Genomic DNA, 14,169 nt, shown 5'->3' with positions numbered 1-14,169 from the left:
GACTAAAAACTGATAAAATGTCAAAGATTAAAGTTAAGCAGGTAAAAAGCGCCATCAAAAGAACCCAGACCCAGAAGAGGACTTTGGAAGCTCTTGGTTTGCGCAAGATTGGGCATGTTGTTGAACACGATGCAACACCTAATATCCTTGGAATGATTAATAAGGTAAAACACTTGGTTTCCACTGAGGAAGCTTAAAATATAAAGGCACATGGAGTTACATAATCTTAAGCCAGCAGAAGGTGCTGTACAAAAAGCGGGAAAACGTGTAGGTCGTGGAGAAGGTTCCGGTAAAGGAGGCACTTCTACCCGTGGACACAAAGGGGCCAAGTCAAGATCTGGATATTCCAAGAAGATTGGTTTTGAAGGTGGACAAATGCCTTTGCAACGTCGTGTTCCCAAATTTGGTTTTAAGAATATCAATAGAAAGGAATACCAGGGCATTAATTTGAGCAAATTGCAAGAATTGGTGGATAATGGTGTTGTAAAGAAAGAAGTGACCTTGGAAACCCTTGTGGAAAACAGATTGGCACATAAAAACGACTTGGTAAAGATTTTGGGAGACGGCGAATTGAAAGCTGCCCTTAAAATATCTGTACATAAATTTAGTGCTTCCGCTAAAGCTGCTATTGAAGCTGCTGGAGGTGAGGCAATAAGTTTATAAGAATAAGAAGCATGAAGAAATTTATAGAGACCATATCAAATATTTGGAAGATTGAAGAGCTAAGGCAACGAATTATTGTTACCCTTGGCTTGCTTTTAGTGTACCGTTTTGGTGCACAAATTGTTCTTCCAGGTATTGATACTTCCCAGTTGGGAGCTTTGGCCGATGGGACTGATGGGGGATTACTAGGATTATTGAATGCTTTTACAGGAGGTGCTTTTGCCAATGCATCTGTGTTTGCTCTGGGAATCATGCCCTACATTTCTGCTTCCATTGTGGTGCAGTTGATGGGTATTGCCATTCCTTATTTGCAAAAACTGCAGAAAGAAGGTGAAAGTGGAAGAAAGACCATCAACCAGATAACACGTTGGTTGACCATCGGTATTTGTATCGTCCAGGCACCTGCTTATTTATATAGCCTTGAAGCTGGGTTTGGAGTTCCTGCTTCCGCTTTTGTGATCGGGAAAGGATTGGATTTTATGATTCCAGCCGTAATTATCCTGGTTACTGGATGTGTGTTTGCCATGTGGTTGGGAGAGAAGATAACGGATAAAGGAATCGGTAACGGTATTTCCCTATTGATCATGATCGGGATTATTGCCACCATGCCACAATCTTTTGTTCAGGAGTTTATCTCAAGAACTACAAACAACACCGGTGGAATCATGTTTATCTTGATTGAGGTGATCATTTGGTTCTTGGTGATCTTGGCAAGTGTGTTGTTGGTGATGGCCGTGCGCCAGATACCGGTTCAATATGCAAGAAGAACAGCTTCTGGTGGGTACGAAAAGAACATCATGGGATCTAGACAATACATCCCATTAAAGTTGAATGCATCCGGGGTTATGCCGATTATCTTCGCCCAAGCGATTATGTTTGCGCCAAGTTTGATTGGAAAGACCTTTAATGATACAGCAGTAGGACAATGGATGGAGGTTCAGTTTGCCGATATTTTCGGATTGGCCTATAACATTCTGTTCGGCATATTGATCATCATATTCACCTACTTCTATACGGCCATTACAGTTCCCACGAACAAAATGGCGGATGATCTAAAAAGAAGTGGTGGATTCATTCCAGGGATTAGACCTGGAAAGGAAACAGGTGATTTCTTGGACAAGATCATGTCCTTGATCACTTTGCCTGGTTCTGTTTTCTTGGCCTTGTTGGCAGTATTGCCTGCAGTAGTGGTGAAGTTGATGGACGTACAGGCTGGATGGGCATTATTTTACGGTGGTACTTCCCTATTGATTATGGTAGGTGTGGCCATCGATACGGTACAACAAGTAAATTCTTATTTGTTGAATAGACATTATGACGGTTTGATGAAAACCGGAAAGAATAGAAAAGTAGCATAATTAGACGATAGACTTTGGTTGAAGGGCGTTAGTCAAACACTATCAACTAAGGACTAAAAACTAAAGACTAAAGAATGGCAAAGCAGCCTGCAATAGAACAAGACGGAACCATAATCGAAGCATTGTCAAACGCAATGTTTAGAGTTGAATTGGAGAACGGTCATGTTGTAACAGCACACATCTCTGGAAAAATGCGTATGCATTACATCAAATTACTTCCAGGGGACAAGGTAAAGCTTGAAATGAGCCCATACGATTTAACAAAAGCAAGAATTACTTATAGATACTAATACGATGAAAGTAAGAGCATCAATAAAGAAGAGAAGCGCCGAATGCAAGATTGTTCGCAGAAAAGGCAGATTATACGTAATCAACAAAAAGAATCCTAGATTTAAACAAAGACAAGGGTAATTATGGCAAGAATTGCAGGGGTTGATATACCCAAACAAAAACGCGGAGTAATTTCACTTACCTACATTTACGGAATTGGTAAAAGTAGGGCCCAAGAAATTTTGGAGAAGGCCAAAGTGAGCGAGGATACCAAAGTTTCCGATTGGAATGATGATGAAATCGGTAGAATCAGGGAAGCTGTTTCCTCTTACACTATTGAAGGAGAACTTCGTTCCGAAACCCAATTGAACATCAAGCGATTGATGGACATCGGTTGTTACCGTGGGATTCGTCATAGATCCGGATTACCGCTTAGAGGTCAACGTACCAAAAACAACTCTAGGACTAGAAAAGGAAAGAGAAAGACTGTTGCCAACAAGAAAAAGGCAACCAAATAATAATTTAGATAGAAGTCATTAGTTAGTATTTAGACGTTAGAAGAATCTGTTTGAAATGTAAAAGTCTAGGATTCCAATAACTAAGAACTAACACTAGAAACTAAAAAATATGGCAAAAGTAAGTACAAAAACAACAAAGAAGCGCAAAGTAGTGGTGGAGTCCGTTGGAGAGGCCCACGTTACTGCTTCCTTTAACAATATCATCATTTCCTTGACCAATAAAAAGGGTGATGTAATTTCTTGGTCTTCGGCTGGTAAGCTAGGATTTAGAGGTTCTAAAAAGAACACTCCCTACGCTGCCCAGGTAGCCGCGGAAGATTGTGCCAAAGTTGCACATGAGGCAGGATTGAGAAAAGTGAAGGTTTACGTAAAAGGACCTGGAAATGGTAGGGAATCTGCAATTCGTTCCATCCACAATTCCGGTATCGAGGTTACGGAAATCATCGATGTTACCCCACTTCCGCACAACGGTTGTAGACCTCCAAAAAGAAGAAGAGTTTAATTAATCATAATCGGCCCATTAGGGTCTTCACGAAAGTGCATGGAGATTATCGAAGGATAAGCCTTAATTCATAATCGCACTTTCAAAAAATTAGAAGATGGCAAGATACACAGGACCAAAATCAAAGATCGCTAGAAAATTTGGAGAAGCGATTTTCGGAGACGATAAAGCCTTCGAGAAAAAAAGTTATCCTCCAGGACAGCACGGTAACAACAGACGCCGTGGTAAAAAATCAGAATACGCTATCCAGTTGATGGAGAAGCAAAAAGCCAAGTATACCTACGGTATTTTGGAAAGACAATTTAGAAACCTATTTGACAAGGCCAACAGAAGCAAGGGAGTAACCGGTGAGGTATTGCTTCAATTGTGTGAGTCCCGTTTGGACAACGTAGTCTACAGAATGGGAATTGCCCCATCAAGACGTGGTGCCAGACAGTTGGTTTCCCACAGACACATTACCGTTAACGGTGAGATAGTGAACATTCCTTCCTATAGCCTTAAGGCTGGGGATGTAGTTGGTGTTCGTGAAAAATCTAAATCCGTACAGTCCATTCAAGATTCCTTGGCTGCCAACAGCAGTGTTTACGAATGGATTACATGGAATTCTGAAACAAAGGAAGGAACTTACGTTGCGATTCCTGAAAGACTTCAGATTCCTGAGAATATCAAGGAACAACTAATAGTCGAGTTATACTCTAAATAAAATCAACATTAATCCAATATGGCATTACTTAATTTTCAGAAGCCCGATAAAGTTATAATGATCGATTCAACAGATTTCGAAGGGAAATTTGAATTTCGCCCTTTGGAACCTGGTTATGGATTAACAGTTGGAAATGCGCTGAGAAGAGTTCTACTTTCCTCATTGGAAGGTTTTGCGATTACTTCTGTGCGTATTGATGGAGTTGAACATGAGTTTTCTGTTATCCCAGGCGTTGTTGAAGACGTTACGGAAATGATCTTGAACCTAAAACAGGTTCGTTTCAAAAGACAGATTGATGATGTTGAAAGTGAAACTGTTTCTGTTTCCGTAAGTGGAAAAGAACAATTGACCGCTGGAGATTTCCAGAAGTTCATTTCAGGATACCAAGTATTGAATCCTGATTTGGTTATTTGTAACATGGATCCCAAAGTAAGTATTAACCTTGAGGTTATTATCGAAAAAGGTCGTGGATACGTTCCAGCTGAGGAAAACAAGAAATCCAATGCCCCCTTGGGAAGCATTGCGGTTGATTCTGTTTACACTCCGGTTAAAAACGTAAAATACAGCATTGAAAACTTTAGGGTAGAGCAAAAAACCGATTACGAAAAATTGGTTTTTGAAATCATCACTGATGGTTCCATCCACCCGAAAGATGCATTGACTGAAGCTGCCAAAGTTTTGATTCACCACTTCATGTTGTTCTCCGATGAGCGTATCACCCTTGAGGCTGATGAAATTGCCCAAACGGAGACTTATGATGAGGAGTCGTTGCACATGCGTCAGTTGTTGAAGACCAAATTGGTAGACATGGATTTGTCCGTAAGGGCATTGAATTGTTTGAAAGCTGCCGAAGTGGATACTTTGGGAGATTTGGTTTCCTTCAACAAAAACGATTTGATGAAGTTCAGGAACTTTGGTAAAAAATCCTTGACCGAATTGGAAGAGTTGGTAATCAACAAAGGACTTCAGTTTGGAATGGATTTGTCAAAATATAAATTGGACAAAGATTAAGTAATCATATTTTGCTCTCCCGATTGCAATCGGGATTTGGTAGCAAGATGATAAAACAGAAAGATGAGACACGGAAAGAAATTTAACCACCTAGGGAGAACAGCTGCCCACAGAAAGGCAATGTTGGCCAATATGGCTAGTTCCCTAATAGAGCATAAGAGAATCAACACCACTGTTGCCAAAGCCAAAGCGCTTAAGCAGTTTGTTGAACCATTGATCACCAAGGCCAAAACAGAGAACAACCAAACTACCGAAAAAGGTACGCATAACAGAAGGATTGTTTTCGCTAGCCTTAGAAACAAGTATGCAGTTACCGAACTATTTGGAGCGGTTGCAGAAAAAGTTGGTGACAGACCAGGTGGATACACCCGAATTATCAAATTAGGAAACCGACTTGGAGATAATGCCGATATGGCCATGATCGAGTTGGTGGATTTCAATGAATTGTACAACGCAGGAAAACCAGCCAAGAAATCTACAAGAAGAAGTAGAAGGGGTGGAGGCAAAAAGGCAGCGGCGGCTGCTCCAGTAGCAGAAACGAAAACAACGGACGATTCAGAAGAATAAGAAGAATGTTATTAACTATTGTATTAGTGGAAAAAGGATAAGTGAAAACTTATCCTTTTTTTATGTTTTTTTGTCAAACTGAAATTTTAAAACCACAATGAAGTATCACGCTAAGAAAAAGGCACTGGTGTTGTTGGCAGACGGCACCGTTTTTTATGGAAAGGCCATTGGAAACAAAGAAGGGACCGCCGTTGGGGAAGTATGTTTTAATACGGGAATGACCGGTTACCAGGAAATTTTTACAGACCCCTCTTACTACGGGCAACTGATGGTGGCCACCAATGCACATATTGGCAACTACGGAGCCAATTTGGATGAAGTGGAATCCGATTCCATTAAAATCGCTGGATTGATCGTTAAAAATTTCAGTTATGAATATTCAAGGCCCGATGCGGATATGAGCCTTCTGGAGTTTTTGGACAAAAACGACCTATTTGCCATTTCCGATGTGGATACTCGGGCTTTGGTCAGCTATATTCGGGATAACGGAGCCATGAACGCCTTGATCTCAACAAGAGTGGATGAGCTGGATGCGCTCAAGGAAGAGTTGAAAAAGGTACCGAGCATGGAAGGATTGGAATTGGCTTCCAAAGTTTCCGCCAAGGAACCGTATTACTTTGGCGAGGAAGACGCTAAAATCAAAATTTCTGCCCTAGATATTGGGATTAAGAAAAACATTCTAAGAAACTTGGCCAAAAGAGGAGCCTATATTAAGGTATTTCCGTACAACACGCCTTTTAAAGATTTGGAAGCCTGGAACCCGGATGGGTACTTCATATCCAACGGACCTGGGGATCCTGAGCCATTAACAGATGCTATTGCCACGGCCAAGGAGATGATAAAGTCCAACAAGCCTTTGTTTGGAATCTGCCTCGGGCATCAGGTATTGGCCTTGGCCAATGGGGTTTCAACCTATAAAATGCACAACGGGCACAGGGGTATCAACCACCCTATTCTCAATTTGGTCACAGGAAAAGGGGAAATAACCTCCCAAAACCATGGTTTTGCCATCAATAGGGAAGAAACCGAAGCCCACGCAGACTTGGAGATTACCCATATGCACTTGAATGATAATACCGTAGCAGGAATCAAGATGAAGGATAAGGATGTGTTTTCTGTACAGTACCACCCGGAAGCAAGCCCTGGACCCCATGATGCAGATTATCTGTTTGACCAATTTTTTGAGGTCATAGAATCTGGACGCAACTAAAACGTTGTAGTTTATTTTTAGGTTATTATCAGTGTTTTATGAGCCTTATCATGAAGCAAAACTGCACTCCTTTTGTATCTTTGCCGAATTAATTTCAACCATAAATTTAAGTTCACATGAGCATTATTATCAACATTCATGCAAGACAGATTTTAGACTCAAGAGGTAATCCTACCGTAGAGGTAGATGTGATTACCGAAAATGGCATTTTGGGAAGAGCTGCCGTACCTTCCGGCGCTTCTACAGGAGAGCATGAAGCCGTTGAACTAAGGGATGGTGGAAGTTCTTTTATGGGCAAAGGTGTAGGCCAGGCCGTGAATAATGTAAATACCATTATCGCAGAGGAATTGGTAGGTACTTCGGTTTTTGAGCAAAATCAAATCGATGATGCCATGATTGCCTTGGATGGAACACCAAACAAATCAAAGTTGGGTGCGAATGCCATCTTGGGTGTTTCCTTGGCGGTAGCCAAAGCAGCAGCCAACGAATTGGGATTGCCTTTGTACCGCTACGTGGGTGGTGTAAGTGCCAACACCCTTCCGGTTCCCATGATGAATATCATAAACGGAGGTTCGCACTCGGATGCGCCCATCGCATTCCAGGAATTTATGGTAATGCCGGTAAAGGCCAAAGACTTCAGCCATGCCATGCAAATGGGAACTGAAATTTTCCACAATCTTAAAAAAGTACTTCACGATAGAGGTTTGAGCACAGCAGTAGGGGATGAAGGTGGATTTGCACCAACCTTGGAAGGTGGTACGGAAGATGCCTTGGATACTATCGCAAAAGCAGTGGACAAAGCAGGATATAAACTAGGGGATGAGGTCATGATTGCGTTGGATTGCGCTTCTGCCGAGTTCTATGTGGACGGGAAATATGATTATACTAAGTTTGAGGGCGATAAAGGAGTGGTTAGGACTTCCGAAGAGCAAGCTCAGTATTTGGCCGATCTTTGCGAAAAATATCCCATCATATCCATTGAAGATGGAATGGACGAGAACGATTGGGACGGTTGGAAAGTGTTGACAGAAAAAGTTGGGGACAAAGTACAATTGGTAGGCGACGATTTGTTCGTGACCAATGTAGAACGACTTTCCCGTGGAATTGAAAATGGCATTGCCAACTCCATTTTGATTAAAGTAAACCAAATTGGTACCTTGACTGAGACTATTGCAGCGGTAAATATGGCAAAAAATGCAGGGTACACCTCAGTAATGTCCCACCGTTCTGGGGAGACAGAGGACAATACCATCGCTGATTTGGCCGTGGCATTGAACACGGGTCAGATCAAAACTGGTTCCGCTTCACGTAGTGATAGGATGGCCAAATACAATCAATTATTGAGAATTGAGGAAGAATTGGGAAGTACGGCTTACTATCCGCAGGAAAAAGCATTCAAAGTAAATTAATTGTTGATGATTTAATAGCAATAAAAAGGCCTTTCCGAAATGTGAAAGGCTTTTTTTTGTTTCAAAAAGGAACTTTGGCTAACTTAATTCAATAAACCAAGCAAACTTACCTAAATGAAGAACTTTCTTTTTGTAGCAGCCGAAAACGATGCCTTGGCCAATTGCAAGGCGGGTGGAATGGGAGATGTGGTTCGGGATGTTCCCAGACAGATTTCGGAACATGGGGACAAAGTTCATGTGATTGTTCCCTCCTACAGCAGATTGCATCAGGATGGACTTTTTAAGACCCATCTCAATTTTAATCTTCGGGGACTATCGTACACTGCCGAATTGTATGAGGTGAAACCCAAAAAGGAATTTCCCAATATCGTCCACTACGTGCTGCACCATCCAGAAATTGAAGCTGGAGATATAGCCCATATATATCACAATGACCCCGAAGAGCCCTTTTATACGGATGCCATTAAATATTTCATCTTTAATACTGCGGTGGCCGAAGCGGTCAAGAAAGGAGCATTTGGGGACATCGATATTATTCATTTGCACGATTGGCATGCCAGTTTACTCCTATTTTTAAGAGCATATCATCAAGAGTATACCAACCTAAAGGATATCCGTTTTGTGTATAGCATCCATAATTTGGCGATACAGGGAATCCGCCCTTTTGATGACAACTATTCTTCTGTGAGAAATTGGTTTCCTGATGTGGTTTTTGACCATAGGGCCTTGATGGACTATCGCTATCAGGATTGCATCAACCTAATGGCCGTTGGAATCCGATTTGCGGATGCAGTGCATACGGTATCCCCATCCTATAAGGAAGATGTAATGAAACCAAGCTCGCCCCCAGAGTTTATTGGCGGGGAAAGTCTGGAGCAAGATTTACGTACCGCAGATGAGGAAGGAAGATTGTACGGGATTTTGAATGGATGTAATTATAAGAACATCAATATAGAGGAAAAAGGGTTTATTTACCGTAATACGGTAAAGGCCCTGTTCCGATGGTTGCAAGAAGAATCCAAAAAGTACAAAGCGGACTTTTTGGCCCATACCGGGGAGAAGATCATGGAATATGTGGATAATCGACCCAAGTTCATTGCCTCAAGTGTGGCTAGACTTACAGAACAGAAATTCTACTTTTTTAGACGGTCTCCGGAGGCATTTGTGGAGATTTTAAAGAAACTGGAAAAGGTGGATGGGATTTTCATGTTGTTGGGTACCGGGGCTCCAGAATATGAAGAATTGTTCAGGCAATTGAGCTATGAGCATAAAAACTTCGTTTTTACCAACGGGCAATCCGAAAGTTTGATAGATTCGATTTACTTGGAATCCGACCTCTATTTTATGCCGAGCCTATTTGAACCCTGTGGCATTAGCCAAATGTTGGCCATGCGAAATGGAAATCCCTGTTTGGTGCACCACACTGGTGGACTTAAGGATACCGTTAAACACATGAAAACGGGCTTTGCCTTTGACGGTGATACGTATGACGAAAAGATAAAGAGCATGTTGGATGGTTTTGATCAGGCGCTGGATATGTTCCAGAATGATAAAGAGGCCTGGAAAAAAATGCAGACAGCTGCCAAAAAAATGAGGTTCACCTGGAAAAAATCGGTTGACAAGTACTACAAGGACCTCTATCAGTTCGATACGAAATAAGCTGTTTGAAACTTAACATTTATTTGTGTTTTTGCTGGCCTAGAAAGGGCGCCCAGAAATTGTTAATGGCTGCGCTTTTTCGTAATTTTCACCTTCTGTTTTATTAATCCTTTATCAGTTAAAATGTCGGACAAAGCAATACTCGAATATGCAGGTGAGAAATACGAATTTCCAGTTATCAAAGGCTCTGAAAATGAGCATGCTATTGATATCAAAACCCTCCGTGGCACTAGCGGAATAGTAACCATAGACCCGGGATATAAGAATACCGGTTCCTGTGAAAGTGCCATTACCTTTTTGGATGGGGAAAAAGGAATTCTGCGTTATCGAGGATATTCCATAGAGGATTTGGCTGAAAAGGCTGATTTTTTGGAAGTGGCCTACCTTTTGATTTTTGGCGAACTTCCTAATAAGGAACAACTAGAGACCTTCCATAACGATATTAAGGAGGAATCCCATGTGGATGAGGAAATGAAGAAGATTTTGGACGCTTTTCCGAAATCTGCACACCCCATGGGCGTACTGTCTTCATTGACCAGTGCCCTGGTGGCATTTAATCCCACTTCGGTTGATGTTTCTTCAGAAAAAGCAATGTACCGCTCCATAGTGCGTATATTGGCCAAATTCCCCGTTTTGGTAGCTTGGACCCAACGGAAGAAAAAAGGATTGCCTCTGGATTATGGAGATGATAGCTTGGGGTATGTAGAGAACATCCATAAAATGATGTTCAAAAAACCTAGTCAGGAATACAAAAGGGATGGTATTGCCATTGATGCTTTGGATAAGCTTCTCATATTGCATGCAGATCATGAGCAGAATTGTTCCACTTCCACGGTTCGGATAGTTGGTTCTTCACACGCTGGTTTGTTTGCATCCCTATCCGCAGGAATTTCTGCCCTTTGGGGGCCATTGCACGGAGGTGCCAACCAAGCCGTATTGGAAATGTTGGAAGCCATTCAAGAAGATGGCGGCGATACCAAAAAATATATGGCCAAGGCCAAAGATAAAAACGACCCTTTCCGTTTGATGGGCTTCGGTCACAGAGTGTATAAAAACTTTGACCCAAGAGCTAGAATCATCAAAAAGGCTGCAGATGAGGTTTTAGGGAATTTGGGCATCGATGATCCTATTTTGGATATAGCCAAAGGCCTGGAAAAGGAAGCTTTGGAAGATGAATACTTCGTAAAACGCAAGTTGTATCCAAACGTGGACTTCTACTCTGGGATAATCTATAGGGCCCTGGGAATTCCAACCGAAATGTTTACGGTAATGTTTGCATTGGGTAGATTGCCGGGATGGATTGCCCAATGGAGGGAAATGCGTCTACGTGGAGAGCCTATAGGACGTCCTAGACAGATTTACATTGGTGAGAACCACAGACCCTTTGTCTCTGTGGCCAAAAGATAGTATAGTGTACATATTAAAAGATGGAGAGGCGACTTTGGGGTCGCCTTTTCATTTGGCATTTTTCTCTACAGTGTCAGAGGTAAGATTCAAGGACTTATCCAGTTGGTAACAAATTTGCATGGCTCCTAAAAGATAATAGGTCTTCGCCTCAGATAGGGAATCGGATTGCAGGGTGTTCCTATATTTATTGTATGCGGCATGCAAGAATTGATGGGCTTCCAAAGCGGTAAGATTGTTTACAACGGAATCCATGGATTGCCTGTACTTTTTCAGGGAGCTGTCCATCTCTTTAAATGACGATGAACCTTCTACATTGGATTGGGGCTGCTTTGTTAAATGCTTGGATAGATCCAGTGAATCAATACAATCGGAATATTTGGTGGATTGGTCAGGGGCATTGGGAGCCGGCCCCCCAAAAGTTATTGGGAGGGAAACTTTTTCAGGGAAAATGCTTAAGGAGGCCAAACCAAGGCTCACCACTGCTATAAAACCGATGAATAGAACAATCTTTCTCATCCAAGGACTGTTTCTTCATTTAAAGTTAGTATTATCCGAAGTATTTTAGGTAGGTTTGAATAGGAATTTTTGAAAATAAATCAATTTTAATCAATTGATAATCAATAAGTTAAATCAAACTAAGGGATTTGATATTTACTGTTCCAAAAACCCCTTGTCCTACTATGATATTTTCTATTTGCTGAAGAGGAAAATCGCTTGCAAAGCACTAGTTTTGCCATAGTATTTTTGAGGATTTCCTCCCATTTAGGATAGTGACGCATCCTTTTGGAATTGAAAATTGAAACTATGATGCAATTGCATATTGAAAATGAAACCAGCCCATTAAAGGCGGTTATCTTGGGTACGGCCGAAAGCTGTGGTCCAGTACCCAAACCCGAAGAAGCTTATGACCCGAAATCCTTGGAGCACATTTTAGCAGGAACGTATCCAACCGAAGCGGATATGGTCAAGGAAATGGATGCTTTTGCCCAAGTGTTCCAAAAACATGGAGTTGCTGTTTACAGGCCTGATGTGTTGGTAGATTGCAACCAAATTTTCTCAAGGGACATTGCCTTTGTAATAGAAGATAAATTGTTTCATTCCAACATTCTGCCTGATCGCGAACGCGAATTTGAGGCGATTCATGGGGTACTTGAAAAAATAGACCCCAATAAAATTATCAGACCTCCCGAAGAAGTGCATATTGAAGGAGGGGATGTGATGCCCTGGAACGATTATATCTTTGTTGGGACTTATACCGGAGCTGATTATCCAGATTATATCACGGCTCGAACCAACAAAGAGGCCGTGGAATTTCTAAAAGCACAATTTCCGCATAAAAAGGTCAAGGCTTTTGAGCTACAGAAATCCAATACCAATGCCAAAGAGAATGCTTTACATCTGGATTGCTGTTTTCAACCTGTGGGCAAGGACAAGGCCATTCTACACAAAAACGGCTTTTTAGTGGAAGAAGAGTACCAATGGTTGGTGGATTATTTTGGCAAGGAGAACATTTTTGAAATCACCAAGGACGAAATGTATCAAATGTTCAGCAATGTATTTTCCATTTCGCCTGAAGTTGTGGTTTCGGAACAAAACTTTACCCGCTTGAACAACTGGTTGCGAGAGCAAGGCTTCACGGTGGAGGAAATTCCCTATGCAGAGATTGCCAAACAGGAAGGACTGCTTCGATGCAGCACCATGCCCCTGATACGAAGCTAAACAGGCTCCGGTTATAGGTAGCTTTCCAAATTCTCGGTCAATACAATGTCAATGGGGAATAGTTTTTTCTTTGGCACCACATTGTTGTAAAGTAGTTGTTCTGAAAGCAAACCGATGCAGGCATCACCTTGCATCTTTGGGTTTTGGTTCAAAAGGATGTTGATATTGCCTTTTCGCAATTGTGCTATGTTTTTAGGAACCAAATCATAGCCAATGACTTTAATGTTAGATTGCTTGTTCAGATATGCTGACAGTAAATGGGTCTTGGAAGTGGTGACATAGATTCCAGCGATTTCCGAAAAAAAAGATTCCAAACTTTCTGGAAAATTGTCTGAGGCAAAAGAAACCACTTCAATGGCCAAGTCAGGATTATGCTCACTGAAATAGGCCTTAAACCCATTTTCTTTATCCCTTAAGTGAATCGCATGGTCGGTATCAACACCAAGATGTGCAATTAGAACTTTCTGTTTGGGCGTATGCACAATGATTTGATCCATCAGTTGTGCGGCTAGCCTTCCGCTCATTTTGTAGTCTTGGCCCACAAAGGTTGTATGGTCGATTTCTTCAATTGGGGTGTTGATTAGCCCAATGGGAATGCCTTGCTTTTCAACTTTTGAAAACAGTGCTTTAAGTTCTTCGTAGAATATCGGGGCAATCAAAATCGCGCTCGGGTCTAACAGCATTGCCTCTTTCAACATTTTTTCAAAGCTCTCTTTACTTTTCTGATAGCGAAAATAATTGAGCATGATTCCAAATTGCGTCATTTTTTTTCCTGCTTCCGCTATACCCTGAGCGCATTGATCCCAGTATATATCCTGTTCATTGTGCTTGGGGATAACTACCGCAATGGTAAGGTCTTTATGTCGTTTTAAAGATCGGGCAATCAGATTGGGTTTATAGTCTATTTCTTTTAGAACCTTATCTACTTTCTCCCTGGCCTTTGCGGAAACATTACCTCTGTTGTTAACTACCCTATCTACCGTACCTCTGGATACTTGGGCAAGTTTCGCAATATCTTCAAGTGTGTGTTTTTTAGGCTGCACGTAAAGGCATTTAGTTCCAATAGCTATACACGATAGGATTTCAAATGGAATTGATCGGCAGGTTAGACCCAATCCATCTTTTCCTAAGCATGGACCAAAGTAGTGAAGTTATTGACGTTTAGCAATAAAT

17 protein-coding genes are annotated in these 14,169 nt (G+C 41.6%); 15 read left to right on the top strand and 2 right to left on the bottom strand.

The window, feature by feature from the left end; translation table 11 throughout:
- The first annotated feature begins 17 nt into the window (after positions 1–17).
- The 14 genes from rpmD (at position 18) to ACOOE0_RS01210 (ending at position 11,277) form a co-directional block, all read left to right on the top strand.
- Positions 18–197, top strand: a complete 180-nt coding sequence (gene rpmD, locus ACOOE0_RS01275) for a 50S ribosomal protein L30 (protein ID WP_249967967.1) — start codon at positions 18–20, stop codon at positions 195–197.
- A 13-nt stretch (positions 198–210) separates the two neighbouring features.
- Complete coding sequence (gene rplO, locus ACOOE0_RS01270) at positions 211–663, top strand: 50S ribosomal protein L15 (RefSeq protein ID WP_138835161.1); 453 nt, start codon at positions 211–213, stop codon at positions 661–663.
- Positions 664–674: 11 nt separating this feature from the next.
- On the top strand, positions 675–2,021 hold the full coding sequence (gene secY, locus ACOOE0_RS01265) for a preprotein translocase subunit SecY (protein ID WP_420400681.1): 1,347 nt from the start codon (positions 675–677) through the stop codon (positions 2,019–2,021).
- 74 nt (positions 2,022–2,095) lie between these two features.
- A complete protein-coding gene (infA, locus tag ACOOE0_RS01260; protein ID WP_014031991.1) occupies positions 2,096–2,311 on the top strand; it encodes a translation initiation factor IF-1 in 216 nt (71 codons plus the stop codon).
- A 4-nt stretch (positions 2,312–2,315) separates the two neighbouring features.
- Positions 2,316–2,432 carry a type B 50S ribosomal protein L36 gene (gene ykgO, locus ACOOE0_RS01255; RefSeq protein WP_013621733.1) on the top strand — a complete coding sequence of 39 codons (117 nt, stop codon included), beginning with the start codon at positions 2,316–2,318 and terminating at the stop codon, positions 2,430–2,432.
- A 2-nt stretch (positions 2,433–2,434) separates the two neighbouring features.
- A complete protein-coding gene (gene rpsM / locus ACOOE0_RS01250) occupies positions 2,435–2,809 on the top strand; it encodes a 30S ribosomal protein S13 (protein ID WP_420400680.1) in 375 nt (124 codons plus the stop codon).
- 109 nt (positions 2,810–2,918) lie between these two features.
- The gene (gene rpsK, locus ACOOE0_RS01245) at positions 2,919–3,311 is read left to right on the top strand and encodes a 30S ribosomal protein S11 (protein WP_420400679.1); all 393 of its coding nucleotides are present in this window, start codon (positions 2,919–2,921) and stop codon (positions 3,309–3,311) included.
- Positions 3,312–3,408: 97 nt separating this feature from the next.
- Positions 3,409–4,014 (top strand): 30S ribosomal protein S4, encoded by a 606-nt coding sequence (gene rpsD / locus ACOOE0_RS01240; RefSeq protein ID WP_420400678.1) that lies wholly within the window; start codon positions 3,409–3,411, stop codon positions 4,012–4,014.
- A gap of 18 nt (positions 4,015–4,032) precedes the next feature.
- A complete protein-coding gene (locus tag ACOOE0_RS01235) occupies positions 4,033–5,025 on the top strand; it encodes a DNA-directed RNA polymerase subunit alpha (protein WP_097047045.1) in 993 nt (330 codons plus the stop codon).
- A 63-nt stretch (positions 5,026–5,088) separates the two neighbouring features.
- Complete coding sequence (gene rplQ, locus ACOOE0_RS01230) at positions 5,089–5,592, top strand: 50S ribosomal protein L17 (RefSeq protein WP_420400677.1); 504 nt, start codon at positions 5,089–5,091, stop codon at positions 5,590–5,592.
- 97 nt (positions 5,593–5,689) lie between these two features.
- Positions 5,690–6,802: a glutamine-hydrolyzing carbamoyl-phosphate synthase small subunit gene (carA, locus tag ACOOE0_RS01225; protein WP_420400676.1), complete on the top strand. Its 1,113-nt coding sequence runs from the start codon at positions 5,690–5,692 to the stop codon at positions 6,800–6,802.
- 116 nt (positions 6,803–6,918) lie between these two features.
- Positions 6,919–8,211: a phosphopyruvate hydratase gene (gene eno, locus ACOOE0_RS01220; protein ID WP_420400675.1), complete on the top strand. Its 1,293-nt coding sequence runs from the start codon at positions 6,919–6,921 to the stop codon at positions 8,209–8,211.
- 114 nt (positions 8,212–8,325) lie between these two features.
- A complete protein-coding gene (locus tag ACOOE0_RS01215; RefSeq protein ID WP_420400674.1) occupies positions 8,326–9,870 on the top strand; it encodes a glycogen synthase in 1,545 nt (514 codons plus the stop codon).
- Between the two features lie 123 nt (positions 9,871–9,993).
- Positions 9,994–11,277, top strand: coding sequence for a citrate synthase (locus ACOOE0_RS01210; protein ID WP_420400673.1), 1,284 nt, complete (start codon positions 9,994–9,996; stop codon positions 11,275–11,277).
- 48 nt (positions 11,278–11,325) lie between these two features.
- On the opposite strand, the gene ACOOE0_RS01205 is transcribed toward ACOOE0_RS01210, so the two are convergent.
- Positions 11,326–11,793, bottom strand: coding sequence for a hypothetical protein (locus tag ACOOE0_RS01205; RefSeq protein ID WP_420400672.1), 468 nt, complete (start codon positions 11,791–11,793; stop codon positions 11,326–11,328).
- A 288-nt stretch (positions 11,794–12,081) separates the two neighbouring features.
- Between ACOOE0_RS01205 and ACOOE0_RS01200 the strand changes: the two genes are divergently transcribed.
- Entirely contained in the window at positions 12,082–12,996 is a 915-nt protein-coding gene (locus ACOOE0_RS01200; protein WP_420400671.1) for a dimethylarginine dimethylaminohydrolase family protein, read from the top strand.
- Positions 12,997–13,007: 11 nt separating this feature from the next.
- Here the strand turns inward: ACOOE0_RS01200 and ACOOE0_RS01195 are convergent, their stop codons facing one another.
- Entirely contained in the window at positions 13,008–14,039 is a 1,032-nt protein-coding gene (locus tag ACOOE0_RS01195) for a substrate-binding domain-containing protein (RefSeq protein WP_420400670.1), read from the bottom strand.
- Positions 14,040–14,169 lie beyond the last annotated feature (130 nt).

The organism is Flagellimonas sp., from assembly GCF_965215805.1.
Lineage (GTDB): Bacteria > Bacteroidota > Bacteroidia > Flavobacteriales > Flavobacteriaceae > Flagellimonas.
This window is presented reverse-complemented; position numbering and strand designations above follow the sequence as displayed.